Origin of the sequence: Sphingobacterium paramultivorum, assembly GCF_014109745.1 — a bacterium.
Lineage (GTDB): Bacteria > Bacteroidota > Bacteroidia > Sphingobacteriales > Sphingobacteriaceae > Sphingobacterium > Sphingobacterium paramultivorum.
Genome location: NZ_CP058555.1, coordinates 2,381,763 through 2,407,864, shown reverse-complemented (window position 1 = coordinate 2,407,864; position 26,102 = coordinate 2,381,763). Strand labels below are relative to the sequence as shown.

Here is a 26,102-nt window from a genome sequence, read left to right as displayed (position 1 = left end):
AATATACATATATTAACAAGTAAATATTCAAAGTCCAGTTAATAAATATTCTAAACCAAAATCTTGTAATTATGATCCATCTCAAGCTAAATATACACTATAAGATTTTGGTATTTATATTTTTTCTTTCTAGTTGTACACCTGTAAATAGACCAATTGCGAAATTAAATAAGTTTACTCAAGGGGGAATGAATCAATTGACAAATGATTCATTAGGACTAAAGATTGATTTCTATGGGAACGCAAACCTCGGATCTAAGTATATAGATTTAAAAGATGTCAGATCTGTTTTTCGAAAGAGAAAAATAAAGTTTCCATCAAAGAATATTGTTTTGTGGGGTACATATGATGTGACAAGAAACCCGATGTATTTTGTGGGTAGTTTGGAAACTTTTTTAGATGTCTCAAAGTTCACTGCAGATACTTCTATGTATCATTGTATTTATTATCGAAGTATTCAGAAAAATAGAGATAATATAATAAGTAGTGTAGCGATCCCATATAAAAAAGATTCATTTCTTTTGATTAGCGAGGTTAGGACGGAAATCACCGATATGCAAGAAAGTGCTAAGGATGTTTTAAACAGCATAAAAACTTCATACAATTCTTTGGCTTACGGAGCAAAATTTGTCGAGCAAAAACCAGATGAAGAACCCGATTATTTTAGTATAGCTGAATCAGCTTTTAAAGATAGGGGATATGTTAACTATGTATATCCAAGAGATACCTTAGAAAAGCTTGTTCTGCAAAACGAAAACAGCCAATTTGCGAACGAATTATTTAAATCATATAGTTCGTTTCTTGGTGAAAGTGTTCAATATGATAGCGCGACTAAACAAGAACAACAAGCAGTCGAAAAAACGGCTGTTACAATCGACGAGATAGTCGAAAAAATTAAGGCACATCGAGTGCTTATGTTTAACGAGAATCATTTACAACCACGCTGCCGTTTGTTAATCAATCTTTTGCTACCAAAACTTTCCAAAGAAGGTTTTAATGTCCTGGCTTTAGAAAGTCTATCCGAAGATGAAGACCGGATTAATAGATTGGGATTCCCAAATGTTGAGAGTGGATTTTACACTAGGGACCCTAATATGGCGAATCTCATTAGAACGGCAAGAATTTATGGCTTAAAAGTGATTGGCTATGAAGATTTTGGCAATGCAAGTCAAAGAGATCTCCAACAAGCTAAGAATCTTATTCAAAAAAGTGAAATCGCTACAAAAAATCAAGTTAAAGTTATTGTATTAGCCGGAGGAGGACATATTGAAGAGGGGGATACTGGAGAAAATAAAAGTATGGCTCAGTATTTTAAGAAACTGACTAAAATTGATCCCTATACGATTAATCAAGTTAAATTTTTAGCTATGCAAGAAATTAACGATTCAATATACGTTATGGATAACAAGGTGTTGAATGGTAATGACTTGTATTTATCAAATAATCTGAATAGCGATAAAATAGTGATTGGATCCAATGATTTAAATCGAAGATATCTTCTATTAAGTACTGATTCGACCAAATCAGGCAAATCTGCCATTTACATCTATCATGAAAAGGAATATCAATTGGATAAAACAGCGATCCCAGTTTACTTGTCACTTTCCCAAAAGGATTCGGTACAGATAGAGCTTCCAAAGGGAATATATAGATATCTCAAGAGAGATTACTATGGGGCTATAATTCATCAAGAAATTATTGAAGTGGAATGATAAACTGATATGAGTTTTGGTCAGAAGAACTGGAAGTGCTACGCAATCTATCTGCGTACTTTTATATTCCTATGTAAGGCTCGATTTTTTTTAAGAAAACTATCTGACTGATATAGAGTGATCTCCTGTTGTTTTTATGCTCTTTTTTTAATGCGCAAAAAGGCTTCAGTATCGCAATCGATCTTTGTGTTAATGAAAAATTAAAAAACACGAAGAAATGAAAGCACATATCATTAAAAAGCTAATGGAAATAGAAGCGAGTGAAGGGATACGTATACTTTTCGCCTGTGAATCAGGAAGTCGGGGTTGGGGTTTCCCATCAATCGACAGTGATTACGACGTACGTTTTTTTTATGTGCGAAAAGCGGAGGACTACTCCCGCTTGTTTCCGCTGGCGACCGAAATGCGATTTCCAATAATCGATGACCTCGATATGGTAGGTTGGGACCTCTTTAAAGTACTCACATTATTGTATAAGAGTAATGTGAGTCCATTTGAATGGATACAGTCGCCAGTCGTCTATTACGAGTTTAACGGATTCAAAACAAGTTTTAGGACAATGGTCGAAAATTATTTTGACGCACGTAGGCACGCCCATCATTATTTAGGGATTGTCCGTAGCAAAATTGAAGATCTCCAACGAGAAACGATGAAGCTCAAGAGCTTATTTTATATCCTAAGATCTTTACTTGCAGCAGACTGGAATATCACCTATTGCAGTTATGCGCCTATGACATTAGCAGAACTATCCGTATTATTGCCTGATGTTGTAAAAATCGAAGTGTTGGAATTGCAGCTGTTGAAGAGTCAAGAAGATGAGGGGTTTATATACAACTGTTCAGCGTCCATAAGGAATTATATTGAAACAAGGTTAATAGATTTAGAGCATCAAGTAAAACAGGTTCCCGTATCCGTATCGGATAAGGAAGGACTGGAGAATTACTTTAAAACCGTATTAAGATGACTATAGACGAACTTCGAGATAGCGGGCTGATCCTGTTTGAGGCCGTTGTCGGTAGCCGGGCATATGGATTGGCGACAGCATCTTCCGATACCGATATCAGGGGGGTGTTTTATCTGCCCCTGGAATATTACTTGGGCGGTCAATATATTGCGCAGGTTGCAAATGCAAGCAATGATGAAGTTTACTATGAGCTTGGGCGCTTTGTGGAGCTTCTTTCAAAGAGTAATCCTACTTTATTGGAGCTTTTGGCTAGTCCTACCGATTGCATACTATACAAAGATCCTCTGTTTGATCAATTTAAAATGCAGGATTTTATCACCCGAGAGGCCGCAATGACCTTTGCGCAATACGCCATGGTACAGGTGCGGAAGGCAAAAGGATTGAACAAGAAAATCAACAATCCGATGGATCGAGAACGTAAAAGTTTACTGGATTTCTGCTTTATCATAGCTGGTAATGGTAGTTTATCGTTAAGAGCCTGGTTAAGCAAGCAGTTGTGGAAACAGGAAAACTGTGGTTTAGCGAAGATCGAACATGCAAAGGGGATGTATGCCCTGTATTATGATGAGACGCAGACTTTGGGTTACAAAGGCATCGTTGCTACACCAGAGAGCACTGAGGTTTCCTGCAGTTCTATTCGTAAGGAAGAAACACTTTGTGCGTACCTCTTTGTTAATCACGAAGCTTACTCTTTGTATTGTAAGTCCTATAATGAATATTTTAGTTGGGTTTCAGAACGCAATGAAGCGCGCTTTCGAGGGACAATGAATCACGGGCAGGGCTATGATGCCAAAAATATGATGCATACCATACGTCTATTGCAACAGGCAAAAGAGATTTTGTATAAAAGTGAACTACAGGTACAACGTTTCAATAGGGAAGAGCTCCTGCGCATCAAAAATGGTGCTTATAGCTATGATGAACTTTTTGTCTGGTCGCAAAAGCTCTTTCAGGAAGTGCAGGAACTCTGCTTGCACAGTTTACTTTCGGTAGCGCCAGATCAGGATAAGCTAAGGCAGCAATTGGTTGACATGCGTAAGTACCTTTATCAGATCAAGCTTTAATTCCTAATGCAAGGATCTAATCTGTTATTCCAAATGATCTTACGAACTTTAAATTAGATCGAAGACCAAAACAGGTTAACTTTTAATTGGACATATTCAAGCGTAAAGCGGACATTTGTATCTTAACGATCTTCTAGCCAACTGAGGAACTGGGCGGTCTTTTCTTTGCCTATAAGCAGCTTATCGTCTGTGGGGACAGTCAATTTGACATATAATTTCCTGGCAAAATAATGTTCAACCTCTTTAACGGCCGAAAAACTGATTAAATACTGTCTGTTCAGCCGAAAAAAATCTTTGCCAGATAATTGGGAGGCCAGCTGATCCAGGGATTGACTGAGATCAAAATGCTCACCCTTAAAAGTCACCATGGTCGGAGAGGTGTAGTTAATATAGATAAAAGCAATATCTTCTGTCTTCACCGTCATGTACTTATTGTTTTTGAACACGAGAAAGCTCTTCTTTTTATTGTCTTCGCCACTGATCTTCTGGATCAGTTCAACAAGATTATTTTCGGTGGTTTTCTGAAAGAAATTCTTGAAATTATCTACCTTTTCAAAAGCGTTTTTTAGGTCTGTTTCTGAAAAGGGTTTAAGCAGATAATCAATTCCGTTCTCTTTTATAGCCTCCATTGCGTATTCACCAAATGCTGTGCAAAAGATAACAGGACATACAACCTTTACCGACTTAAATATATCAAAACTGATCCCGTCAGAAAGTTGTATATCCATAAAGATAAGATCCGGCGTGGCACTGTCAGAGAGGTAATCTATGGCTCCTTCAACGCTCTGGATCTTTGCCATAATCTTAGACTCTGGACGAAGTTTCGATATCAGGTTCTCGAGGGAACGGGCAGCTTTAATCTCGTCCTCAATTATTAGTATGTTCATATATAATGGGAAGTTTTATAGTAAATGTTTCAGTATCCATTAGGATACTGATCTCCTTTTCGGATAGATGAAGATAACGCTGGTTGATATTTTCAAGTCCTAAACCGGTAGAAGGTTCCGATATTTTCCTGGGCTGTATATTATTGCTGACAATAAGGTAATCACCTTCCTGCCCAATGGATATATGTAGGGGTTTCTCAAGTGAAACTATATTATGTTTAATGCAGTTCTCTACCAAGAGCTGCAATGTAAAAGGAGGAATAAAACTTCCATAAATTTCACGTCCTAGATTCATTGAAATAACTAAACCTTCCTCAAAACGTGCTTTTAATAGGTAAATATAGGAGTCCATGATCTGTAGCTCCTCTCCGAGTGGAAGTAGGTTCAGTTTGAGGCTGCCCAAAGTAAACCTGTAAAAATCAGCAAGCTTGATGATAAATTCCGCTGACTGAGTGTCATTGCTTTCCACCATGTATTTTAACGTGTTGAGACTGTTGAACAGAAAATGCGGATTTACCTGCTGTTTTAAAAGCTCATACTGTGCTGCGAGGTTTGCGGACATCGAACGCTCAAGTTCCCGTACCACCTGCTGGTTGAGATAAGTCTGGTATAGGAGATGTATAAACATATAGAAAGTCAGGTTGATGAGTACACCTCTGACCTCATACATCAGCATTTTAGGTCCAAAATTGAGATGTGAAAGGATGTAATACTGTATTGAGGAAAGTACGAACATCAATACCAAACCAACTCCTAAACCTCTGAAAAGTTGAGGTGATATCACATTTTTGCTGCCCGTTTTCTTTGTATAGGCTGGTATCGAATGGATATTGTAGTACCAGATCAAAAGGGCAAAACCCGTGGTTACACCAAAGTCGGCAATACCCTCAGAAAGAATAAAATTATGGTCCACAATCTTTGGGATAGATGTTAGTATACCCAATGATATTGAACTGATCCAGATTAGTTTATGGGATATATAAAAAGGTGTCTTCATACTTTGCTCACCGTTGTTAAGCTGATAATGTTTTATATAATTTGCTGGTATTTCTGGCTGTTTGAAATGCCAGCAAATTAGCGAAAAATGTTTTATATCTAAATACCTGATACTTGTAATTTAAGTATTTAGATCTTTTGCTGTATAAATAACATGATTTATCCTATTAAATGAAAAATAGGTCACTGAAAGTATAGTAATGGCAACGCATGTATCGATTACGGAAGAAGGTTCAAGAACAGCAATTTTTGAGAAGAACGCAAAAATAATATCAAAATACATACCTACGAAAACCCATTCCTTAAGCCTTTTAAATCTATTCGGGATCAGTAATATAGTAACACCTAAAATTTTGAATACGCCGAGAATGTATATAAAATGCGCTGGATAGCCTAATTTTTGTGTGATGTCCCATACTGCAGGGTTATGTGTCAGTTCAAAAAAGCCGCTGAGCCCAAACCATATTGATATCAGGATACTTCCGGTAAAATAAATCTTTTTGTATGTTGAATTTTTCATAATATTTTTTGTGATTAATTTCTTTATTATTTAGAGAGCGAGTCGGCCTCAATAATGGCATCTGCAAATTCTTTGGGTGCTTCCTGTGGCAGGTTGTGTCCGATCCCACCCGTCAGGTTATGGTGTTTGTACTTTCCTTTATATTTGGAAGCATAGTTTTCAGGGAGTGGAAACGCCGCACCGTTGGCATCACCTTCCAGGGTCACGGTCGGTACGGTGATATCCAGTGATTTGGCGAGCTTTGCTTCAAGTTCGTCGTACTGTTTCTCTCCGGGAGCAAGCCCCAGCCGCCAGCGGTAATTATGGATCACGATAGCAACATGGTCAGGATTTTCAAACGATCTGGCCGAGCGCTGATAGGTTTCTTCATCAAAAGACCATTTCGGGGAGGCTGTTTTCCAAATCAGTTTGTTAAAAGCCGCTGTATGTGCTTTGTAACCTTTGTAACCCCGCTCCGTTGAGAAATAGTACTGGTACCACCACAAGAATTCAGCAGCCGGTGGAAGTGGGATCTCATTTGTTTTGGGGCTCCCGATCAGATACCCGCTTACAGCCACCAGCGCAGAAACACGTTCCGGCCAGAGGGCAGCCATGATATCGGCAGTCCTGGCGCCCCAGTCAAAGCCCCCAACAACAGCTTTATCTATTTTCAAGGCATCCATGAAGGCGATGATATCGAGCGCCACAGCTGACTGCTGTCCGTTACGTACAGTCTTTGGCGAAATAAAGGTTGTTGTTCCGTAACCCCGGAGATAGGGCACAAGTACTCGGTATCCTTTTGCTGCAAGCAATTCAGCGGATTTTTCAAAACTATGAATATCGTATGGCCATCCATGGAGCAGGATAACGGGCTTCGCGGTTTTTGGACCGACCTCTGCGTAGCCTATATCAAGCAGTCCTGCCCTTATTTTTTTTGTATGCTGGAATGCGGAGTCTACGGTGTTGTCAGCCTGTACATGTTTATCCTGAGAAAGCTGTTGGGCGTGGACTAATGATACACCTGCTGTGGCAAGCAGGGATAACGAGAGGGTGAAAATCACCTTTTTGCCAAAATTTGCTATTGTATTCATTGGATCTGTTTTTTGTCGATTTTAAATTATTGAGTTGAAGCTATCATTGTGGAAAATTTACGGGATCAGTATCCATTATGTCGGCAATACGCTGCTCTCTGGATTCTCCGGAGGGTATTTCACCATATTCTGTGGTGTAGTCCAGTTTGCCATCGCCGCCGGCTTTTACCGTCTCTACACGCAAGAGTTCACCGTTTACTTTACTCCCAAAATATTGCGGATCTTCCAGCATTTTATAGGTAACAAGCTTGAGTGAAACGCGGTCGTGACTATGTCGGGCTCCTTCCAGGAGGGACAGGGCTTCCTTATTCCCGTATAATGCCGACATCGTCTGCCTGTCCGTATTAAAAGATGATGAGATAAATTTCAGTTCGCCGGGTTCAAACATGAACCGTATTTTTCCATTCTCTTTATCTGATATGTTCTTGCTGCATGAGCCGAAGATTAAACTACTTAGAAATAGTACGGATAGGATCTTTTTCATTTTTGGACAGTTTTTAGATATTGCTGGATCATTCTTTTGGAGTTCACTTTCGGCGGAACATTGAACAGGTAACCCGTCGATTCTGCGAGCTGCCTATGACAGCTGATACAGGACTGTTGGGCAAACAGTGCGGTCTTTCCGGTGGGTTTTAAATCTTGACCATTGAATTTCGCAAAACCCCAGCCTTCGGTTTCCTTATATGTTTTTCCGTCTTTTACCATGTACTGCATGTTTACGAAATCTCCGGGCACGATATCTCCATTGGCTTTTCGGGTCTGTTTAAAAACCGCCTTGGCCACTGCACTGCCATTGGGCCAGGGGTGGAAGTTTTCCTCTTCGATAGCGCGGACTGCGATGTCATTTCCGTAAATCACGCGTAGTGTATTGTCGATAAGCGTGCTCATCCCGATCACTTTCCAGTTCTTAAAATCGGCATTGTACGGGATTCCGTTCGGTGATACCGGGGCAAGGGCAGCTGTTGTTTCTAGTACGTTCGCAATACCCTGATGTGCAGGTAGCAAACCATCTTTTGCGGATAGCGAAAGGGTATACTGTTTTATGGTCGCTACTTCAACAGCAGATAGTTTTGAGTCCGGATGTGTGAGCGCATAGGAAGGCAGGGGCATCTTACCCGCGTTTACCATATTGTAAATGGCATAAAATTTACCTTTCTGTTCCGCATCGGAGAGCTTATCCCACTCGGAAAAATTCATCACTTCCCGTGCACGGTCAATATCCCTGTTCACGATCCACGATACCGGGGCAATTTTATCAAAGAACGATAGTCGCTGCTCATTGGAATGGCAGTTGAAACAGGAACGTTCTAGGATAAGCTGAACCTGTTTGGGCACATTTCTGATATGTCCGGTTACGGCTTTTTGTTTAATGGTTCTATTGAAAAATTGAAGGGCGATAAGACCGACCACAATGCAGATGAATATGGTGGGTATCAGTTGGATTCGCTTTAGGAGTTTCATGATCTTTGCTCTTTTGTTATGTTAAAATTAAGGTAAAGTACTACCCTAGGGAAGCTCAAAACAGTTGGACCGGACATATTGCATGTTGAATTCTTCCTTTGGATCCCCGAAATGGACAACCCATTTCCTAAAGGTTTATGCTTGTGGCAGCTAGTATTTCTCCGGATTTCTTGTTCTGCTCGAAAGCGATGATTTCCCATGCATGACCGGTTTCCGGAAGTTTAAAAGAAAAACTGTCCTGGGCTTTAGTGCCCATGCTCTTCAGCTCGCGTACAACCTGCACATGGGAGAGGGCTTTTCCGGCGTTCTCTCCCGCAGATACCTGAGAGGAAGCGTGTTTCTGGACAAGAGCGACCAGGATGTCCGAGTTTTTGGAGCTAGAGGATGATACATAAGCGATCTGGATATTTTTGCCTTCGGCTTTCAATACTTTTAAAGCAAGAGTCTCAGTATGTTGTTCCAGCATCGCGGACTGGATGCCGCTGATGACTTTGCCTGTTTCCGATCCGACCATTTCCTGTTTGCCGTTGATGACCATTTGGGGGGTATATAAGGTACTTAGATTCATCCATGTGGCGTACTGTTTCTGTCTTTCGGTAAAACTGCTTTTGCTAAAGCGATCTTTCCATCCCTGATGATCCCAGTAATCGACATGAAAGGCCATGATATAAAGTTTTTTATTCAGGTTATCCTTCTCAAGTTTTGCAATAAGCTCATCTGCGGGAGGGCAACTCCAGCAACCTTCTGAAGTAAAGAGCTCGACCACGGCGAAGCTTTTGTCGGAGTTGCTGCTTTTGATCTTTTGCAGGTTTTTATCATCATTGATACCCTTGAAGGCCATGATCAGGGCAATGATCAAAGGCAGGCTCAAAACGTATAGTATTTCTTTTATTGATTTCATGATCTAAATTTTTAAGCTGTTTATAGTTTGTTGTTAGTTGAAGATTTTTAGGGAGAAGCCGAAATCCTGTGGCGGAACACATACCTGATCGCTGCACTGCATAAACTGAATGGTTCCCCGGATTGTTCCATTTTTGCCCTTTAATCTGATCTTCTGACCGAACTCGACCTCATTTTCAAAATAGGTAACTGGCATGCCCAGAAGTTTATCAGACTTCAACAGTGGGCTGGGCTGGCTCACATTTCCCACCAATTGGTAAGATCTGTCAGGCTCGAATTTAAAATTCATCTTGATAGGGCTCAGGGGGCTGTTGCCCAGTGCATACATATGCCATCCGGGGGCGATCCTGGCCTTCATCCGGATTTCTCCTTCTTCGGGGGATTTCCTTTTAAGCGTGCATTCCCATGTCACCTGACCGAATAAGGTCTGTCCTTTTGAATGTGAGCAGAACATCATTAGAACTGTCAGTACTAAAATTGTTAATCTGTTCATTTCTATGTTTTTAATTGTTAAACCTTAAATTCTTTGTACAAATAGACCGGAATTATGCTCCTGCTGCCACTGTAAACTGCTTGAAGTAGACGTTTTAAGCCCTTAAATGGACAGTTTAATGGACAGTTTGGATCATAAAGGAAAATAATCACAGTTGATCCCGCAGCGTTTTAAAAGCGTTCCTCATTTCCTGGGTGAAGAGCTCCGGCTGTTCCCATGCCGCAAAGTGCCCACCTTTTGGTGCGATATGATAATAGTATAAAGAAGGATAAGCCGCTCTCGACCAGCTTTCTGGTGCTTGATAGATTTCATGCGGAAATACTGAAATAGCTACAGGAATTTTTATGCGCTTTGTTTGCTGATGTTCGGAACTGAAATTGTTGTTATTATTTTCCCAGTAAAAGCGGGACGAGGATGCTCCGGTATTGGTTAGCCAATACAAAGTTATATCGTCAAGGATCGCATCGCGGCTAATTACCTTTTCTGGCTGGAGGTTACTTTCTGACCACTCAGCGATCTTTTCGTATAAAAACGCTGCTAGTGCAGTTGGAGAATCAGAAAGCAAATAGCCTGTAGTTTGTGGCCTAGTCACCATCATCCCGCCATACGCTGCGTTTCTGCCAAAGAAAGTGCGCATTGAATTATAAGCCTTTGTTTCTTCTGGAGAAAGGCTTGTCGGAGCGGGATCACCGGCGTTGATTGGTTTTACCAGGTCTGCAGGAATTGTGGCCGGCATGGTCAGGTGGATACCCAATAGCCCCGAAGGAGCCTGTCTGGCAAGCGCGTCGGAGATTACAGATCCATGGTCTCCACCTTGAGAAACATATTTTGTGTAGCCCATACGTTTTACCAAAATATCCCAGGCTTTGGCAACACGGTCAGGGTTCCAGCCAAGTTCTTTAGGGATTTCGGAAAATCCATATCCTGGAATTGCGGGAATGATAACATCAAAGGCATCTTCAGCTTTACCACCGTATTTGACGGGATCTGTAAGTGGGCCTATAGCATCGATAAATTCCAAGGGTGATCCTGGCCATCCATGTGTAAGGATAAGGGGTAAGGCACCTTTTTCCTTTGAACGCACGTGGATAAACTGTATGTCAAGTCCATCAATCTTGGTGACAAACTGTGGCAGCGCGTTCAGTTTGTTTTCAAGCTTACGCCAGTCATAGCCATTTCCCCAATAATTGATCAGTTCTTTTAACTGGGCTAGTTGTATGCCCTGTGATTCATCGTTTACCGTTTCGCTATCTGGAAACCGGGTCTCCGAAATACGTCTTTTCAGTTCATCAAGTTTAGCCTGTGGAATATTGATCTTGTAAGGTCTGATACCAGTTTCTGAGTTTACGCTTTCCGTTTTTGCTATGGTGCGCTGTGCATTTGTAATTGTAGGAATACATAGTGCGCATGTCGCTACCATAAGGATTGTTGTTATTTTTGTTTTCATTTCTTTTTTGTTTTAGATTTTACGATCTGATTTCTTTTGTTGCAACAAATGTATGTGGGGCGGCGTGGGTGTTAAACGGAGAATAGGTTCAAGTGGACATATTCACAGGTGAGCTGGGAGTTTTAAAGCTCGAACAGGAAGTTCCATTTTTATAAATCGGATTGAAAGTAAGATATCGGTAGATAAAAGAACCGGCTATGAAGGATTTTGATAGAAAGCATTGTCCTGTAATCAACGTAGAGGTACTTTTCTATGAAACTATATGAGCCGCGGAATTGACTAATTCACTTACAAAATTGTCCGGTTCAACTGTTTTGGGTATGTAGTGCTTTGACGATCGTTTTAAGTTTGCTTCATAATCATTAAAACAATAATAAAATGAAGACAATCAGAAAATTTACTATCGCAGGCGCACTATGTTTAAGCCTTTTTTCCGCAGTATCGATTTCGTGTAGCGACGATAATGATTTACCAATAGGGCAGGAGACAACCATTGTAAATCACAAAAATGCGAAGACCAGCTTTATCAATGTGAAAGGAACAGATTTCGCTTACCGAAGTTGGGGTAAAGATGGAGGAATTCCGCTAGTATTACTACCTGGAACAGGTGGTTCTATGGATGATTGGGATCCTGTCGTGACCGACGGTCTCGCGAAAGAATACAAATTGATCATATTTGATAATAAAGGAGTGGCATCTTCGAAAGGAGCGACCCCCAATACTATTCAGGCAATGGCTAACGATGCCATTGATTTTATCAAAGCAATGAATTTAGGGAAGGTCAATATTATGGGATTTTCAATGGGCGGATTCGTGGCTCAAAGAATTGTTTTGACGGATCCCGAACTAATTAATAAAATAATTTTAGCTGATAGTGGGCCCAAGGGAGCTATTGGTCTTTCCAATCTTCCAAATATAATTGCTGGAAGTGCAGGACTTAGTCCCGAAGATTCCTACTTAAAATTCGGATTTACCGATTCACAGTCAAGTATTGCGTCTGGAAAATCATCTTATGCTAGAGTTCATCAACGGATAATTGATAGAGATCCAGTGCTTAGCGATGCTAGTTCGTCTGCTCAGTTTACAGCTGTACTAACCTGGGCACAGCCAGACCCCGGAGCACTGGATGAAATTAAGGCTATCAAAAAACCTGTTTTAATCGTACATGGTGATCAGGACCTTCCAATTTCCATTCAAAATGCCTACAATATGAAACAAAATTTAGAAAACGCTATGCTTTTAGAGTTTTCAGATTCGGGGCACGCCGCATTTTATCAAAATTATGAGACTTTTTTAACGAAGGCTATTGCATTTCTTGCTCCATAGGTTATCTGAAACAAAAAATGATAAATAGCTAACAGGTTTTTCGTTTGAAACGATTATTAAACAGTAAACTACAATGCTAACAACCAACAATTGCTTGGACTTTCTGCCAATATAATTTTGAACTTCTCACGAATTAATTTCATCGCTAATTAGTCCAATTTTGCTGTATAACTTTTAAATACAGAAAATATGAGCAAGAGAATTTTAATCACAGGAGCTGCAAGTGGATTTGGAAAAATTGCCGCTTTTGATTTAGCAAAAAAAGGACATAAGGTGATTGCAACAGCGCAAGTTTATCCGCAAATGAGCGACTTGATAAGAGAAGCCAAAGAGCAAGGCGTAGAATTGACTGTGGATAAATTGGATGTAACCAATGCTACAGATATCGCTTATATCACTAAAAAATACGATATCGATATTTTGATCAGTAATGCCGGAATTATGGAAGGTGGTCCGATTGCGGAGCAGCCTATAGATCTAATCCGTTCGATGTTTGATGTCAATGTTTTTGGTGGATTGCAACTGGCACAAGGTTTTATCAAAAAATTTATTGACGAAAAAAGACCTGGTAAAATTGTTTTCACAACTTCTATGGGAGAATTATGGACTGTTCCTTATGTGGCCGCTTATTGTGCATCCAAGCACGCAATGGGATCAATCGCTGAAGGGTTGAAAACAGAATTGGCACCATTCAATATCAAGATTGCAACCTGTAATCCGGGTATTTTTGGAACCGGTTTTAATGATCGAGGTGTTGATACAATTTCCCGTTGGTACAATCCCGATAACAATTTTACACCTCCATCTGCATTCGATGGTACTGCCGAAGCTTTGGCCAACCAGTTAGATCCTCAATCGATGGCGGAGTGCATCGTTGATGTGGCTCTGGATGAAAATTCGAACTTTAGAAATGTACATCCAAAAGAAACTGAAGATTTTGTAAAACAATTGCAGGCAGAAGCCTGGACGGCTAAAAGCTAAATAGAAATCCACAAAGCACGGATCATAAAATATTGAAAAATGAACATAACTTATAACGAAGCAACGAAAGCCTTAAATGCTTCCATAGAAAAAGCGAAAGCTTTAAACATTCCCGTAAGCATTGCAGTGGTTGATGCTGGGGGACATCTGCTTGCTTTTGCAAGATTAGACAGTGTCTTTGGTGTAATAGAATTTGCCGTAAAAAAAGCCAGAACTGCCGTAATGTTCGGTGTAGATAGTGACATAATGGGCACAATCGTTTCCGGCGCAGATATTCACGGATATGGAATGCTGAATTCAAATGATGGACTATTGACCATAGCTGGAGGTGTTGTGATAAAGGATAAAAACGGGAATATCATTGGGGCTATAGCTTCTTCGGGGGGCTCTCCAGAACAGGATAAAGAAATCGCGGGTGCAGGAGCTGTCGGGTTGAATTAAAATTTAAGATATTTGTGGTATGGAAGCAAAGCGTGAAATTATTTTTGATAAGTTGGTCTATTCCTGTGTATTTGAAAAGCATAGAGGAAATGAAGAGTTTATTCCCGAGCATTTCTTAGGATTTCAATTATCGGGAGAAACACACGCTTTTCATGCTGATGGAAATAGCGTAATTCCTGAAAACGTCGTCGTATTGGTTCGTAAAAATCAATTAATAAGAACGATAAAATATCCTGCAAAATCGGGGAAATACCAATTTGTATCCATTACGTTGGACAAGGAAACATTGCAACAGTATGCTTTTGAAAATAAAATTGTGGTGGACAAAAAATACACCGGCAAACAGAAATTGTTTTTTGAACCGGATGATTTTCTGCAAAATTATTTCGTTTCATTGGCTCCGTATATCAATAAGAAAAAAGAAGCAACGCCACGATTGGCAGATTTAAAAATCAGGGAAGCCATCGAGTTATTATTACAGTGCAACCCTGATTTTAAACAAATTCTGTTCGATTTTTCCGAACCCTACAAAATAGATTTGGAAGAATTTATGAACCAGAATTTTATGTTCAATGTATCAGTAACATCTTTTGCAAAACTGACCGGAAGAAGTCTTTCCGGCTTTAAACGTGATTTTGCTAGAGCATTTGGTACAACGCCAAAAAAATGGTTATTGGCAAAGCGTTTGGACGAAGCCCATTATTTAATCAGGCACAAAAAACAAAAGCCATCCGATTTTTATCTGGATCTAGGGTTTGAGAACTTATCCCATTTTTATGCTTCGTTTAAAGAAAAATTTGGAACAACCACAACTGGGCTCTAATAGAACAATGGAATTTTTACGACAATTGAGCGTATTGCTCAAGCTATATCGCGACAACAACGACTCAGTCGTCCGGCACCGCGATCGAGGGAACGAATTGGACAACAGACCCGTGATCGGGTCGGTGAGTTTTTTATAAAAGATCAAACGAAAAGGAATCAACCATTGTTATAAGAATACTTTTCATAAATTAGGTTAATAACAGGTAGTAAAAACCTTGAGATCCCTCTCCTCAAGGTTTTTTTATTTTTTTAGGAACCGACCATTCCATTATGAGGATCATAACGATATAACGAAGACGACGATAAGGTTTGTTATGCATACTTATTGAAGGAGGAAGAATAGTTGGAGAGGGATCCTGCCAGGCTGGTATAGTATCTTCACTAAAGACGGCCCTTTGGCGCTGAAGATGGCGGATTGTCAGGATTAAACCGTAATTTCATCGATCAAATACATTGAACATGACATTTCTATACCAATATTTTCGTTTTTATGGGGTGCTAGTGGCATTCATATTTTCCTTCAATGTTTCTGCACAAAAGCAATCAGGGGTGGACAGCAATGCGTTGGCAATTCAGTTCATTGACGGGCAACTTCCTGAAGGCAACTATACGGCTGCGGTGTTGGGAATTCCCCGACCGAATGCATCGCAGCTTGCAATTGTTGGGAAGATGAAACAAGCCATGAAAGCCAATGAAGATTGGTTTTTCAAAACCATGAAGGAGTTAAAACCCGGAGAGCCTATACCATATCACAAAAATCTAGGTATTAGCGAAGAGGAGTATGCTGCTTTTATGGAGTTCTCCCAATCTATCAAAATAGACAAAATAGGGGCTATGGAGCTCAAGATCATCCGCAAGGACAATAGTATCCATTTCGAGCCTAAAGACTTCGGCGATTATTTAAAATATCTAGTTATCGATTTAAAAGACCAAAGGGTCAGAGTTGATAGTCTGGGCTTGGAATATAAAGGACAGATCACTTTGGATGCCAAACAGACAACATTGGTCGCAGGACCTTGGACAGGTTACTCTTGGCAACTCGAAGAATTTAAGAAAGATGGAAAATTAATTTCAGATCCGAATAAAGTCGTTCCTGCAGAAATGGGAGAACTGGATATAAAGTCTATAAAAGTGTCAGTAGGCCGACTCGATCATAGCAATCAATGTTTCCTTTATCTCAAGAGTAATATTGTCCATAAAGGCCATGTGCTTGCAAAACAGGATATAGCCCTTTTATTAACGAAAGAATAAGCTGAAATCCAAAAATATACCTAACTTTAAATTAGATCAAAGCCCAAAGCCGATTAACATTTGGCCCAAGCGGACATCTAGCCAAAAAGGCACCCTTATCGGTTAATAAGGGTGCCTTTTATTTGAAAAAAGCAGCATAAATGTTGTGACGGTACTCCGATTGAATTCAAAGAATATATCGAATGTTTAATGAAACGTAGTCTTCGATGGACCTAATTTGTGAATCGATTCATACGAATATGCTGGATAAAACCTCTTTAAAAAAATCTCCAATAATTCCATGGTGACATTAAAATGAAAGATAATTTCACCATGGAGTAAGAGTTGTAAACTCTGATTTCCTAATATTAATTAAAGATTTTTGTTAGATCCACTAATTCAAACTTTTTATCAACCTCAAAAAATGTTCTAAATATTGAAGCATGTCCGGTTCCAACCAAAATAAAGATGGTTTTTGTACCGGGCTTAATTTGATTTTGAATATTGGCATACATAATTAAATTTCTTTTATACCAATCAGTAACGAGTCTAGCACCAAAATAATCTTTCCCGATCATAATTTTGTTTGCGAATGAAAAATAAAAGCCAATATTGTTGTCTAGTTTCGATTTTTCATTCATGCATAAAAAGATTTGACTCAAATTCTTTTCTTCCAGACACTTATCCGATATTGACAATTTTATTTCATCAAGTTCTTTTTTTAAGGTAGGGTTGGAATTAACCTCTTTCATCAAAATATCGAATCTCATTTCGATCAGTGTATCAATTGGATATAATTCCTGATGTTTCAATTTTTTTGCCAATCGAAATCCCAGTTGAACCGTTTCACCTTCCTTAAAAAATCTTCTCATCCGTTCGCTTTTTATTGTATCGGTGAACGCGTTATATTGATTCTTTAAATAAAACTTGTAATGTGCATCTAACTGTTTCTTTTCGTTAAAGTTGCTTTCAACAAATATTTGTTCAGGTTTATAATCAGATGAATAGATTTTTTCTACGACATTATCCAGGTCCTTTTGATTTTCTTGGGATAGGATATTTCTATCCTGTACTTTAATCATATCGTTTCCTGGATTATTGAAGTGATAGGTTCCGAGTAAAATAACCTTTATTTTCTCCTGAGCCGATAGCACTGAAAATTGAAAAAGTATCAGGAAAAGGACTGTGAAAATTTTAGTAAAATAAGAATTTTGCATATAATAGTGTTAAAAATAAATAATTCACGAAACTAATAAATAGGGATTACTTATCTGCTACGAATAATAAATGAACAGTCACGAATAATAAATCATTATAGGACCAACTATGGTTGTTTTTACTGTTGCAAGCCTATACTTCTCATTAACTTTTCATCCAACTCTGTGAATACTTTAGGAATAAATGCCTGTGGATCATAATATCGTTTAGTATTTGGCCAATATAACAAGATGAATACCACCTTTGAGTTGCCATCGCAATGCTTTTTATTCTGAATAAATAGATCGGTTGAACCGTTTATGGGGCATTTATTTTTTACATTTGTATTTAACAATAGTTTAAAATCTATGCAAAAACACAGGGCATCCATTCCTGTCAGGAGCTGGGACAGCAATTTTAATGGAATCGCTGTTGTTCGTATAGCATCAGAAATTCCCGGGAGTAAAGAGTTTAATCATGCACATCGACACGACTATCACCTTTTCGTATTGCAGGAAAGTGGTATCTCGTATACCGAAATAGACTTTAAAAAATATTTGATAGATAAGCCAACTATACTATATCAATCGCCAAATCAGGTTCACAGAGCTTTGAAAGTCGAAAATATAAGTGGATTTATTTTAACAATATCCAATGAAAACTTAAATGCGGATTACCTAAAATTATTGCAGCGCAATACGCCTATCGAGCCATTATCGTTATGCTCACGCACAGATTTAGCGATTATCCAAGCGTGTTTTCTTTTATGTAGAAACCTGTATGACAGAAAAGAAGACAAGTTATATCATTTGCAGCTGAAAGACAGTTGCAATACATTGGTCGCCCTATTTATGTCGCAGTTCCTCAAGCAGTCAAAACCAGCAGAAAAATTGTCGCGTTTTGAAATAATTCAGAAGGCATTTTCAGAATTGCTCGAGCAAAATTTTGTGCACATGAAACGCCCCGCGGACTATGCCGCAGCATTAAACATCTCCGTTGCTTATCTAAATGAATGTGTAAAGAACGTAACGGGTTTTTCTGTTTCACATCATATACAACAACGTATTATTTTAGAGGCAAAGCGGCTGCTATATCATTCCGATAAATCGGTAAAAGAGGTTGCAGCCGAATTAGGTTACGATGACTATCCCTATTTTTCACGACTATTTGTAAAAGTTGCAGGAATTACCGCTTTGACATTTCGTAGCAAAAACCACGATTAATCCAATACCTACTCTTTTCCGTTCTATTTTATACGATTGATTCTGCTGTACTTTGCTTTGAACAAAATATAATACTATGCCAAGTGCACCAAAATGGTTATTTGATACCTTAGATTTCTTAACGCCCAAGCTACCTTTGACCGAGGTTGTCGAAGCAGTCTCTTTATCAAAATCTGTCAAGAAGATTTGTTTTAAAGGGGATTTAAAAAATGTACAATTCGCGGTAGGTTCGTTCATCGACTTTAGAATTAATGCTACAGAGGCGCGGAGATATACCGTTTCTTATGCAGATACTGAAAAGGGCTTGTTTGAATTCATCGTTTATTTGAATGGTAAAGGTTGCGGAAGTCATTATATGTCGGATTTAAAAGTGGGCGACAACATCGTGATGTATAAGCCGAGAGGAGAAAGCAGGTATTATGATAAAACGACTCAAAGGTTTGTAATTTTTGGCGATGAAACCTCGTTAGCACTTGCTTGTTCTTTTCTTCCAATGTTAAAGAAAAACAACCATCAGTTTGTGTTCCTTTTTGAATTGGATGAAGAGAACAAAAACGTTCCAAAATTATTGGGTTTGGAAAATTGCCTGATATTTCCCAAAAACTTTTCGTTCAGCATGGAGGAATGGGTCAGCAAGCTACCAATGATCAATACCCCGGATTGGCAAGAAGCTAATTTCGTGTTGACAGGTAACGCAAAATCGGCTCAGCTGCTTAGAAAAATCATTAAAGAAAAAACCAATGGCAATGTTTTTTTACACGGCTACTGGTTAGCGGGTAAAAAAGGATTATAGATCGATGCGGTTAAACTGTGCGTATTTATTTGTATTTTTAGTCCTGTAGATGGCATAGGTGATTGAACGATATTTTGTAATCCGTAATGCCAAGTGTGTAGCTGAATAAGGTAGATACCACCCATAACTGATTGTTAAGGTTTTTATATTCTTACTTTGTTTTTTATGCCATTTGGATTAACATGAATCTTGAATTATTTATCGATCAATTTCAGTTGATGCTGGAATTCACTTAATGAGATTTTCCCAGATGCAAAGTTGACATCTAAAATAAACTTCTTTTCGTTGGGGGACAGTTCACGTCCATAAATCTTCCCTAATAATCCATCTTCATCAGGTAAAGCTTCGGTCACATCTGCTGCATTTAAAAATGCCTGATAGTATCGTAGTCCGAATTTTCTAAGCGACGACGCGTTGAAATGAATTTGGTCTTCGTTTGCAGTTAACCCTTTTGCCGAGACGAAGTTACAATTGTTGTGCGATGCTGCGTATTTTTGTAAGGCGCTATTGACCAAATGGTAATCATTGAAATGCGCCCCAAATAGACCATAAGGCAAAAAATCGCCTATCGCGCCGATAATCAGGGGAACTTCAGGAGCCCCTAATTGCTTCCGTAGCTCATTGACTATACTATCAAACTTTTCACCGTATTTTGCGGCCAGTTCGATGGAAGAATCATTTTCTCCCTGATGCCACAATATTCCTGTCAACTGGCTGCTACGTTGAGCAAGTTTAGCCTGAAAAATAGCGTGGTCAAAGAGTGCGCCACCAACCTGCCAGTCATTTAAGCTGGTACCGCCATCAGCACAAGGGATAAGGCCGATCTCCTCGCCAATGTGATCCGCATGCCAGGAGGCAGCAAATGATGATGCAAGCCCCACACCAGCCATAGGCCTGTCATTGTGTATGGGTTCGGCCATTATCTGCCAGCGTCCATTGCGAAGCATCTTTATTGATTCGTTGATGATAGGCGGCACTGAATCCGGAATTCCGCGGCCGGCCATATTTGATTGCCCTATTAGCAAAAAAGATTGTATCATAGTTGATTATATATTTAAGACTCCACGATTCCTATACTGCGGCTAAATGATAGCCAGGCAAATTTTTTAAGATCATTCGGAGCGACGTCACCAGAATTTAAAGCCTTCACACTTGCTCTTGCCACACTGGCAAAGAGATGTCTGATCCAGGCTGAGGACAAACGATTGTCTATAATGTGTTTCGCCTGCAGCTGGGGAACTATAGCAAACCACTTTTCTTTTGCTTGTTCATAGGCAATAACTTTTTCTTTGTCCATCGCTGCGACATCAACCTGCCTCTCCTCAAGGGCGTGTAGGAAAATATATTTTACACCGCTGTCGATAGCTGCGTATAGCATTGCTTCCAATTGTTTGACCGGATCAGTATCGCTGTTAAATGCAGAAACCATAGCGATATACCAGGTTTCAAGCATATCGACATAGCAGGCAGTTATAAGTGCATCTCTATCCTTAAAATACCGATACAAAGTTCGCTTACTGATTTGTGCAACCTCGGCTACTCGCTCTAAAGGAGCGTGAAAGTCTTCATTTAAAACTTTTACTGCACTATAAATTAGCTTTTCTCTATTCATTTGGCACAAATGTATGACAAATGTCTTATATATGTGTGAGTTTATAGGTGAAATTATAATTAATTGGTCCAATTGTCATTAAGTATCGTTAAAATTCCAAAGGGAACTATCACTTTTTAACAACCCTTTGTCAACTTTTGAACAATATTTCAAAGGAAATGAACAGATGTAATTCCAGCTAATCTTACGACCTTTCGCTTAGATCGAAGCCAAAGCCGGTTAACATTTAGCTCAAGCGGACATCTAGCTAAAATTGTCTCCCTTATTGATTAATAATAGAGGATTTTTATTAGTAGCATAAATCATTTTTTCTCCCTTAAATCGAGCTTTAAAAACTAGGACATAGATAATCAAAACAATGATCCAATATCTAATTTTTAAGCATTATCAATGCACAAGCATAAGCCTTTCGCAGCAGGTATGGCCCTCTTTGAGACCGAGAGTCGCAAGCCTATTCTTCCGCCTTTGGAAGGCAAAGGTCCTAGAATACGGTTGCTCTTCCATTGAGGTGATTCGCTGTGGCAAGATGCCGCTAAAACCCGATCCGAGGAGTGGGTAGGATGGGAATGATCTTCTTCATCGGGAACCTTGTTTTAATTCATATACAGAATAGTATTATAATGCTAAAAATATTAGTATTATAATATTTATTTACATATATTTGCATTGTTAACCAATTTAAAAACAATGTATTATGAGTGAGTTGAAACAATCGAAATATATCGATATTACAACAGATTATGGTTTTAAAAAAGCTTTCGGATCAGATACCAATAAAGATCTTCTGATCGCTTTCTTAAACGAACTCTTTAGAGGGCGCAAGGTTATTGCTGACCTGTATTATAACAAAAATGAGCATGTCGGGGATACAGAGGATATCGGTACCGTTATTTTTGATCTGACCTGTACGGCAGACAATGGCGAACGTTTTATTATTGAAGTGCAGCGCACGGCGCAGGATAATTTGAAAAAGCGCATGCTTTATTACAGCAGTAAATTGATAGCGGATCAGGCACCCAAAGGCAACCGAAGGGCTTGGAATTATGCAATTAGTGAAGTTTATATCATTGTACTGATGGATGGATTTGCAATGCCTGATGCGGGGGATGAGCAGTATTTTCTGCACGATATTTGTTTATGTTATCGAGATCATGGTAAAATATTTTATGACGATCTAGGCTTTATATATGTGGAATTGGTTAACTTTGTAAAAGCTGATGCAGAGTTAGTTAATGATTTAGATCGTTGGCTTTATGTACTCAAAAATATGTCTTCGCTAAATGGACTTTCCACTTATTTGCGTAAGCCTATTTTTGAGAAGTTATTTCAGTTAGCAGAGTATAGCAAACTAAAACCGGAGGAACGAGAGATGTACAACGTAAGTTTAAGGAATAAATGGGATGCCGAGAGTATCCGAAGTAGTCAGGAGGAGCTATTGAAACGAGCGCGCGAAAAAGCAATGGCTGAGGGAAGAGCCGAAGGAGAGGCTAAAGGAAAAGCAGAAGGAAAAGCAGAGGGAGAAGTTATAGGAAAAGCCGAAGGAAAGGCGGAAGTAATAAAAAATCTTTTGTCTTCGAATAAGTTTTCGATATCGGAGATAGCCGAATTAGCGGACGTCACTGTAGAGTTTGTAAAGCAGATCGAGGAAGAGAAAGCTAAAGGAAAATAGAGTATATAACCATATAAGGTTTTACGGCCACTTGGATACTGTCTAAGCGGCCTTTTTCTTTTTATAGGTTAAGTTGGTTTCTTAACCAATACCATTTTGAATAAGCTCTCATTTAAATAGAAATAAATACAAGGCCGAAGAGACGAACTCAACCTTTTTATAAAAAGATCAAACGAAAGCGAACTAACCATTGTTATACCAATACTTTCATAAATTAGGTTAATAACAGGTAGTAAAAACCTTGAGATCCCCCTCCTCAAGGTTTTTTTATTTTTTGAAACCGACTATCTCTTTATTGGGATCATAACTATATATCAGGGCTGGATTATTCCGGCCTTTTTTGTGCCGACACGATCAGCATCATAGGCCTTCTGAGTTCGTCTGCCATTCCGGCGACACTGTTAATCATTTCCATGTTTGGCTGTGGTTCAGTAACTAAATCGATGGCAAAGTTATTGGCAAGCAGGATTGTAAGATAAGTGGTAAGTGTCCTATGGTATTTTATTACATTGTTTTGTAAGAAATGTGTTTCCCTCTTTCCTTCTTCAAAGTAATGGTCCACGGGCCAGTATAACTTGTTTCCGGATGCATCGTAAACCCAGTCTTGGTCGGGTCTTGCAGTGAATATCGGATGCTCAACAGAAAACACAAAACTGCCGCCCGGTTTTAGCCAACGGTTTATATGCATGCAGAGCGGATCAAAGTCTTTGATGTAATGGAATGTAAGGGAACTGATGACGCAGTCGAACTCCTGCTCCTCAAACGTGATATCCTCCAATGCGCTTCTGATATAAGTGATGCCAGGCAGGTCATTGATTTCTTTCGCCTTATTGAGCATCCTTTCGGAAAGGTCGACACCTGTTACTGTTTTGGCCCCGTTTTCAATAGCATAACGACAATGCCAGCCAAAACCGCAGCCCAGGTCCAATACATTTTTGCCATCAAAGCTCGGAAGGATATTTTTTAACGCATGCCATTCTCCGGCACCTTCAAGACCTTTAATAGATCTGTCCATATTTTTATATTGATCGAAGAATGTTTGGTCGTCATATTTGTTCTGCTTCATAATCTGACAATAAATTTTAATAGGTTAAGATACATCCTTTTATCAGGGGACAGTATCACAGACCCCTGTATTAAACCATTTACCATTTCCTATTTTTGCTTTTCTTTCATAGGATCTAACCCGGTAGTATGCTGAACCTGGTAATTTTCCATCCATGATTCAATATGAAGCAGCAATTGCTCTAGACTTTTACCCGTTTCAGATAACCCATAATATACTTCCGGAGGAAAGGTGTTCACTTGTTTTCGAACCACAATTCCATCGTTTTCCATTTCTTTTAGTTGTTCTAATAATACTTTTTTGGAAACCTTGGGCATTTTACGCCACAATTCAATGAAGCGTTCATCACCCGTATAAAAAAAATGATGGAGGATCAAGGGCTTCCACTTCCCGGAAAATATTCTGAAAAAAAGATTTACGGAACAGTTTTCAAATTCCTTATAATTCATTAGGTAACAATTTTGTAACCGGGAAACCTCTGGGTAAATATCTTTCGTTAGCCGAAGGTTGTACCGAAATTTACCAGCTAAGTTAGGAATTTAAATACGTTATCACTATGACAATACATCAAATACGTAATGCCACTATTATTATCGAATCGGAAGACAACTTTATATTGGTTGATCCTTTATTGGGAAAGTCAAAGACATTTGTTCCGCTAACCCTTTTCCGTTTCAAACCCCGTCGCAACCCTTTGGTTGATTTACCCATTGAAAGCGAAAAACTGTTGCAGAAAATCGATTATTGCTTGATTACACACCTGCATCCCGACCATATCGATGCGGTAGGAATCGAGTTTTTGCGTAGCCGTAAAATTCCCGTCCTGTGCGGTGAAAACCACGCCCGCCAATTAAAAAAATGGGGGTTAAATGTCCTGCAAGCGATTGATTATTGGGAGACAATCTCGTTTCTGAAAGGCAAACTTACTGCGACACCTGCAGTTCATGGCTATGGCTGGGTAAGAAAACCAATGGGGCATGTGTATGGATTCGTATGGCAGTCATCCGATGAAGAATCGGTATATATAAGTGCAGATACCATTTATACCGATGACGTAAAAAAGGTGTTGGCTACCTACAAGCCCGACGTATCTGTGCTAGCTTGCGGTTCGGCACAATTCGATTTCGGCAGACCACTATTGATGACAATGGACGATATTGTAAAGTTTATCCGTGATGCGCCAGGCAAAGTATTGGCAAATCACATGGAAGCCATCAATCATTGTCCTACCACGCGCCTTGAGTTAAAGCAAAGATTGGAGAAGGAGGGATTGCTGCAAAAGACATTTATTCCGGCCGATGGAGAGCGTATTGAAGTTGTAAAACCATAGCATGAATCCAAGATATAATTTTAAGCATAGTTTTTCCATGGAACACAATTGCTTGGTTTAGTGTTTAAAATAGGATAAGATCTTTATCAGGGCTGGATCCATCCAGCCTTTTTTCTGATATAAATGTTATCTTAGCGCTATGCTGAACAATCTCTTTGAACAAGTCACCGTTATGAAGCTTTCGATAGGGGAGGGATTGACTCCACTGTGGAGTGATACGGCACAGACTTCGTTGTTTTAAATTAGCTATTTTATGGGAAGTTTAACAAAATATGTATCAAACGATCGTCCAGAATTCGCCGTACTTATCGAAGATGACGATAAGGTTTGTTATGCATACTTATTGAATGAGGAAAGAATAGTTGGAGATATTTGGTTATACAATAGCGTTCCTACTCCGAGAGAATCTGAATGGCATAAAAGGGAGAATCTACCGTTTTTAAATCCTGCTGAGTTTGTCAAAGAAAACCTTGAAGCATTTGATGCGATTTCACCTGTCGAGGTAACCTGGGATTTGGGGGAAGAAACGGTGGTCAATATATTTCTAGCGTCCAGATTGATCGCAAAGCTAACCGTAGGGTCTTTTCCGGGTTGGTCTAGTCTGGTCACTAAAGATGGGCCTTTGGCGCAGAAGATGTAGAGCTTTTAAAATATGATTGTCAGTAAAGATTCCTACGTGTTTTTATTTCTTCGATCCTTTTATAATAAAGTTTTCTTTGTTTTTGTTTACGAAATGGGTCAACAGACAAATAAATAAACAACAATATAATAATTCCAGAAAAAAAAGCAGCGACATACATTAACCAAGTAAAAAACTTTTTCATTTTTTTCGGACCTGTCCCACTAAATGTGTAAATAAAAACTACGGATTCCAGTTATGTTCCTTATAACGGGA

General features: G+C 39.2%; 27 protein-coding genes. 13 read left to right on the top strand and 14 right to left on the bottom strand.

The genetic code is table 11. The features are described 5' to 3' along the window. Positions 1–71 precede the first annotated feature (71 nt). The 3 genes from HS960_RS10475 to HS960_RS10465 all read left to right on the top strand — a co-directional run bounded on the left by HS960_RS10475 (position 72) and on the right by HS960_RS10465 (position 3,740). Positions 72–1,712 (top strand): hypothetical protein, encoded by a 1,641-nt coding sequence (locus HS960_RS10475; protein ID WP_159728433.1) that lies wholly within the window; start codon positions 72–74, stop codon positions 1,710–1,712. 217 nt (positions 1,713–1,929) lie between these two features. Next, positions 1,930–2,676 (top strand): nucleotidyltransferase domain-containing protein, encoded by a 747-nt coding sequence (locus HS960_RS10470; RefSeq protein ID WP_159728431.1) that lies wholly within the window; start codon positions 1,930–1,932, stop codon positions 2,674–2,676. Further along, a complete protein-coding gene (locus HS960_RS10465) occupies positions 2,673–3,740 on the top strand; it encodes a DNA polymerase beta superfamily protein (RefSeq protein ID WP_159728429.1) in 1,068 nt (355 codons plus the stop codon). Before HS960_RS10470 ends, HS960_RS10465 begins: the two co-directional genes overlap by 4 nt. 122 nt (positions 3,741–3,862) lie before the next feature. On the opposite strand, the gene HS960_RS10460 is transcribed toward HS960_RS10465, so the two are convergent. The 9 genes from HS960_RS10460 to HS960_RS10420 form a co-directional block, all read right to left on the bottom strand. Continuing rightward, complete coding sequence (locus HS960_RS10460) at positions 3,863–4,627, bottom strand: LytR/AlgR family response regulator transcription factor (RefSeq protein ID WP_159728427.1); 765 nt, start codon at positions 4,625–4,627, stop codon at positions 3,863–3,865. After that, a complete protein-coding gene (locus tag HS960_RS10455; protein ID WP_182332555.1) occupies positions 4,608–5,624 on the bottom strand; it encodes a sensor histidine kinase in 1,017 nt (338 codons plus the stop codon). The genes HS960_RS10460 and HS960_RS10455 overlap by 20 nt, the downstream gene beginning before the upstream one ends. A gap of 120 nt (positions 5,625–5,744) precedes the next feature. Continuing rightward, complete coding sequence (locus HS960_RS10450) at positions 5,745–6,143, bottom strand: DoxX family protein (RefSeq protein WP_159728423.1); 399 nt, start codon at positions 6,141–6,143, stop codon at positions 5,745–5,747. A 26-nt stretch (positions 6,144–6,169) separates the two neighbouring features. Then, positions 6,170–7,213, bottom strand: a complete 1,044-nt coding sequence (locus tag HS960_RS10445; protein WP_159728421.1) for an alpha/beta hydrolase — start codon at positions 7,211–7,213, stop codon at positions 6,170–6,172. Positions 7,214–7,256: 43 nt separating this feature from the next. Further along, a complete protein-coding gene (locus HS960_RS10440; RefSeq protein ID WP_159728419.1) occupies positions 7,257–7,697 on the bottom strand; it encodes a hypothetical protein in 441 nt (146 codons plus the stop codon). Then, positions 7,694–8,674: a heme-binding domain-containing protein gene (locus HS960_RS10435; RefSeq protein WP_182332553.1), complete on the bottom strand. Its 981-nt coding sequence runs from the start codon at positions 8,672–8,674 to the stop codon at positions 7,694–7,696. The genes HS960_RS10440 and HS960_RS10435 overlap by 4 nt, the downstream gene beginning before the upstream one ends. A 127-nt stretch (positions 8,675–8,801) precedes the next feature. Next, the gene (locus HS960_RS10430) at positions 8,802–9,575 is read right to left on the bottom strand and encodes a DUF1223 domain-containing protein (RefSeq protein WP_159728415.1); all 774 of its coding nucleotides are present in this window, start codon (positions 9,573–9,575) and stop codon (positions 8,802–8,804) included. Positions 9,576–9,608: 33 nt separating this feature from the next. Then, positions 9,609–10,067, bottom strand: a complete 459-nt coding sequence (locus tag HS960_RS10425; protein WP_159728413.1) for a protein-disulfide reductase DsbD N-terminal domain-containing protein — start codon at positions 10,065–10,067, stop codon at positions 9,609–9,611. A 148-nt stretch (positions 10,068–10,215) separates the two neighbouring features. Then, on the bottom strand, positions 10,216–11,514 hold the full coding sequence (locus HS960_RS10420) for an epoxide hydrolase family protein (RefSeq protein ID WP_159728411.1): 1,299 nt from the start codon (positions 11,512–11,514) through the stop codon (positions 10,216–10,218). Positions 11,515–11,892: 378 nt separating this feature from the next. Here HS960_RS10420 and HS960_RS10415 point away from each other — a divergent pair, with 378 nt between their 5' ends. The 5 genes from HS960_RS10415 to HS960_RS10395 all read left to right on the top strand — a co-directional run bounded on the left by HS960_RS10415 (position 11,893) and on the right by HS960_RS10395 (position 16,338). Further along, positions 11,893–12,840, top strand: coding sequence for an alpha/beta fold hydrolase (locus HS960_RS10415; protein ID WP_159728408.1), 948 nt, complete (start codon positions 11,893–11,895; stop codon positions 12,838–12,840). 189 nt (positions 12,841–13,029) lie between these two features. Beyond that, the gene (locus tag HS960_RS10410) at positions 13,030–13,821 is read left to right on the top strand and encodes an SDR family oxidoreductase (RefSeq protein WP_159728406.1); all 792 of its coding nucleotides are present in this window, start codon (positions 13,030–13,032) and stop codon (positions 13,819–13,821) included. A 39-nt stretch (positions 13,822–13,860) separates the two neighbouring features. Beyond that, positions 13,861–14,262, top strand: a complete 402-nt coding sequence (locus tag HS960_RS10405) for a GlcG/HbpS family heme-binding protein (protein ID WP_182332551.1) — start codon at positions 13,861–13,863, stop codon at positions 14,260–14,262. A gap of 19 nt (positions 14,263–14,281) precedes the next feature. Continuing rightward, a complete protein-coding gene (locus HS960_RS10400; RefSeq protein WP_159728402.1) occupies positions 14,282–15,085 on the top strand; it encodes a helix-turn-helix domain-containing protein in 804 nt (267 codons plus the stop codon). Positions 15,086–15,546: 461 nt separating this feature from the next. Beyond that, positions 15,547–16,338: a hypothetical protein gene (locus tag HS960_RS10395; RefSeq protein WP_159728400.1), complete on the top strand. Its 792-nt coding sequence runs from the start codon at positions 15,547–15,549 to the stop codon at positions 16,336–16,338. A gap of 347 nt (positions 16,339–16,685) precedes the next feature. On the opposite strand, the gene HS960_RS10390 is transcribed toward HS960_RS10395, so the two are convergent. After that, positions 16,686–17,534, bottom strand: coding sequence for a DUF5694 domain-containing protein (locus HS960_RS10390; protein WP_159728398.1), 849 nt, complete (start codon positions 17,532–17,534; stop codon positions 16,686–16,688). Between the two features lie 348 nt (positions 17,535–17,882). Here HS960_RS10390 and HS960_RS10385 point away from each other — a divergent pair, with 348 nt between their 5' ends. After that, on the top strand, positions 17,883–18,737 hold the full coding sequence (locus HS960_RS10385; protein WP_159728396.1) for a helix-turn-helix transcriptional regulator: 855 nt from the start codon (positions 17,883–17,885) through the stop codon (positions 18,735–18,737). 76 nt (positions 18,738–18,813) lie between these two features. After that, positions 18,814–19,530, top strand: coding sequence for an FAD-binding oxidoreductase (locus HS960_RS10380; RefSeq protein ID WP_182332549.1), 717 nt, complete (start codon positions 18,814–18,816; stop codon positions 19,528–19,530). 194 nt (positions 19,531–19,724) lie between these two features. Here HS960_RS10380 and HS960_RS10375 read toward each other — a convergent pair whose 3' ends face one another. Next, positions 19,725–20,570 (bottom strand): sialate O-acetylesterase, encoded by an 846-nt coding sequence (locus HS960_RS10375; protein WP_159728392.1) that lies wholly within the window; start codon positions 20,568–20,570, stop codon positions 19,725–19,727. Positions 20,571–20,584: 14 nt separating this feature from the next. Next, complete coding sequence (locus tag HS960_RS10370; protein WP_159728390.1) at positions 20,585–21,142, bottom strand: TetR/AcrR family transcriptional regulator; 558 nt, start codon at positions 21,140–21,142, stop codon at positions 20,585–20,587. Between the two features lie 694 nt (positions 21,143–21,836). Between HS960_RS10370 and HS960_RS10365 the strand changes: the two genes are divergently transcribed. After that, positions 21,837–22,811, top strand: coding sequence for an Rpn family recombination-promoting nuclease/putative transposase (locus HS960_RS10365; protein ID WP_159728388.1), 975 nt, complete (start codon positions 21,837–21,839; stop codon positions 22,809–22,811). Between the two features lie 325 nt (positions 22,812–23,136). Here HS960_RS10365 and HS960_RS10360 read toward each other — a convergent pair whose 3' ends face one another. Further along, complete coding sequence (locus tag HS960_RS10360) at positions 23,137–23,877, bottom strand: class I SAM-dependent methyltransferase (RefSeq protein ID WP_159728386.1); 741 nt, start codon at positions 23,875–23,877, stop codon at positions 23,137–23,139. Between the two features lie 89 nt (positions 23,878–23,966). Then, entirely contained in the window at positions 23,967–24,326 is a 360-nt protein-coding gene (locus HS960_RS10355; RefSeq protein WP_159728384.1) for a winged helix-turn-helix transcriptional regulator, read from the bottom strand. Positions 24,327–24,433: 107 nt separating this feature from the next. Between HS960_RS10355 and HS960_RS10350 the strand changes: the two genes are divergently transcribed. Both HS960_RS10350 and HS960_RS10345 read left to right on the top strand, forming a co-directional pair. After that, positions 24,434–25,207 carry an MBL fold metallo-hydrolase gene (locus HS960_RS10350; protein ID WP_182332547.1) on the top strand — a complete coding sequence of 258 codons (774 nt, stop codon included), beginning with the start codon at positions 24,434–24,436 and terminating at the stop codon, positions 25,205–25,207. A 253-nt stretch (positions 25,208–25,460) separates the two neighbouring features. Beyond that, positions 25,461–25,847 carry a hypothetical protein gene (locus HS960_RS10345; protein WP_159728380.1) on the top strand — a complete coding sequence of 129 codons (387 nt, stop codon included), beginning with the start codon at positions 25,461–25,463 and terminating at the stop codon, positions 25,845–25,847. Positions 25,848–26,102: the final 255 nt, after the last annotated feature.

What these genes read in the sequence shown, in the direction of transcription:
- HS960_RS10370 (WP_159728390.1), bottom strand. Translation starts at nt 21,142, where the DNA reads ATGAATAGAGAAAAGCTAATTTATAGTGCAGTAAAAGTTTTAAATGAA.
- HS960_RS10390 (WP_159728398.1), bottom strand. Translation starts at nt 17,534, where the DNA reads ATGCAAAATTCTTATTTTACTAAAATTTTCACAGTCCTTTTCCTGATA.
- HS960_RS10455 (WP_182332555.1), bottom strand. Translation starts at nt 5,624, where the DNA reads ATGAAGACACCTTTTTATATATCCCATAAACTAATCTGGATCAGTTCA.
- HS960_RS10425 (WP_159728413.1), bottom strand. Translation starts at nt 10,067, where the DNA reads ATGAACAGATTAACAATTTTAGTACTGACAGTTCTAATGATGTTCTGC.
- HS960_RS10415 (WP_159728408.1), top strand. Translation starts at nt 11,893, where the DNA reads ATGAAGACAATCAGAAAATTTACTATCGCAGGCGCACTATGTTTAAGC.
- HS960_RS10450 (WP_159728423.1), bottom strand. Translation starts at nt 6,143, where the DNA reads ATGAAAAATTCAACATACAAAAAGATTTATTTTACCGGAAGTATCCTG.
- HS960_RS10355 (WP_159728384.1), bottom strand. Translation starts at nt 24,326, where the DNA reads ATGAATTATAAGGAATTTGAAAACTGTTCCGTAAATCTTTTTTTCAGA.
- HS960_RS10440 (WP_159728419.1), bottom strand. Translation starts at nt 7,697, where the DNA reads ATGAAAAAGATCCTATCCGTACTATTTCTAAGTAGTTTAATCTTCGGC.
- HS960_RS10430 (WP_159728415.1), bottom strand. Translation starts at nt 9,575, where the DNA reads ATGAAATCAATAAAAGAAATACTATACGTTTTGAGCCTGCCTTTGATC.
- HS960_RS10385 (WP_159728396.1), top strand. Translation starts at nt 17,883, where the DNA reads ATGCAAAAACACAGGGCATCCATTCCTGTCAGGAGCTGGGACAGCAAT.
- HS960_RS10380 (WP_182332549.1), top strand. Translation starts at nt 18,814, where the DNA reads ATGCCAAGTGCACCAAAATGGTTATTTGATACCTTAGATTTCTTAACG.
- HS960_RS10350 (WP_182332547.1), top strand. Translation starts at nt 24,434, where the DNA reads ATGACAATACATCAAATACGTAATGCCACTATTATTATCGAATCGGAA.
- HS960_RS10420 (WP_159728411.1), bottom strand. Translation starts at nt 11,514, where the DNA reads ATGAAAACAAAAATAACAACAATCCTTATGGTAGCGACATGCGCACTA.
- HS960_RS10405 (WP_182332551.1), top strand. Translation starts at nt 13,861, where the DNA reads ATGAACATAACTTATAACGAAGCAACGAAAGCCTTAAATGCTTCCATA.
- HS960_RS10365 (WP_159728388.1), top strand. Translation starts at nt 21,837, where the DNA reads ATGAGTGAGTTGAAACAATCGAAATATATCGATATTACAACAGATTAT.
- HS960_RS10445 (WP_159728421.1), bottom strand. Translation starts at nt 7,213, where the DNA reads ATGAATACAATAGCAAATTTTGGCAAAAAGGTGATTTTCACCCTCTCG.
- HS960_RS10475 (WP_159728433.1), top strand. Translation starts at nt 72, where the DNA reads ATGATCCATCTCAAGCTAAATATACACTATAAGATTTTGGTATTTATA.
- HS960_RS10410 (WP_159728406.1), top strand. Translation starts at nt 13,030, where the DNA reads ATGAGCAAGAGAATTTTAATCACAGGAGCTGCAAGTGGATTTGGAAAA.
- HS960_RS10345 (WP_159728380.1), top strand. Translation starts at nt 25,461, where the DNA reads ATGGGAAGTTTAACAAAATATGTATCAAACGATCGTCCAGAATTCGCC.
- HS960_RS10395 (WP_159728400.1), top strand. Translation starts at nt 15,547, where the DNA reads ATGACATTTCTATACCAATATTTTCGTTTTTATGGGGTGCTAGTGGCA.
- HS960_RS10460 (WP_159728427.1), bottom strand. Translation starts at nt 4,627, where the DNA reads ATGAACATACTAATAATTGAGGACGAGATTAAAGCTGCCCGTTCCCTC.
- HS960_RS10465 (WP_159728429.1), top strand. Translation starts at nt 2,673, where the DNA reads ATGACTATAGACGAACTTCGAGATAGCGGGCTGATCCTGTTTGAGGCC.
- HS960_RS10400 (WP_159728402.1), top strand. Translation starts at nt 14,282, where the DNA reads ATGGAAGCAAAGCGTGAAATTATTTTTGATAAGTTGGTCTATTCCTGT.
- HS960_RS10435 (WP_182332553.1), bottom strand. Translation starts at nt 8,674, where the DNA reads ATGAAACTCCTAAAGCGAATCCAACTGATACCCACCATATTCATCTGC.
- HS960_RS10360 (WP_159728386.1), bottom strand. Translation starts at nt 23,877, where the DNA reads ATGAAGCAGAACAAATATGACGACCAAACATTCTTCGATCAATATAAA.
- HS960_RS10375 (WP_159728392.1), bottom strand. Translation starts at nt 20,570, where the DNA reads ATGATACAATCTTTTTTGCTAATAGGGCAATCAAATATGGCCGGCCGC.
- HS960_RS10470 (WP_159728431.1), top strand. Translation starts at nt 1,930, where the DNA reads ATGAAAGCACATATCATTAAAAAGCTAATGGAAATAGAAGCGAGTGAA.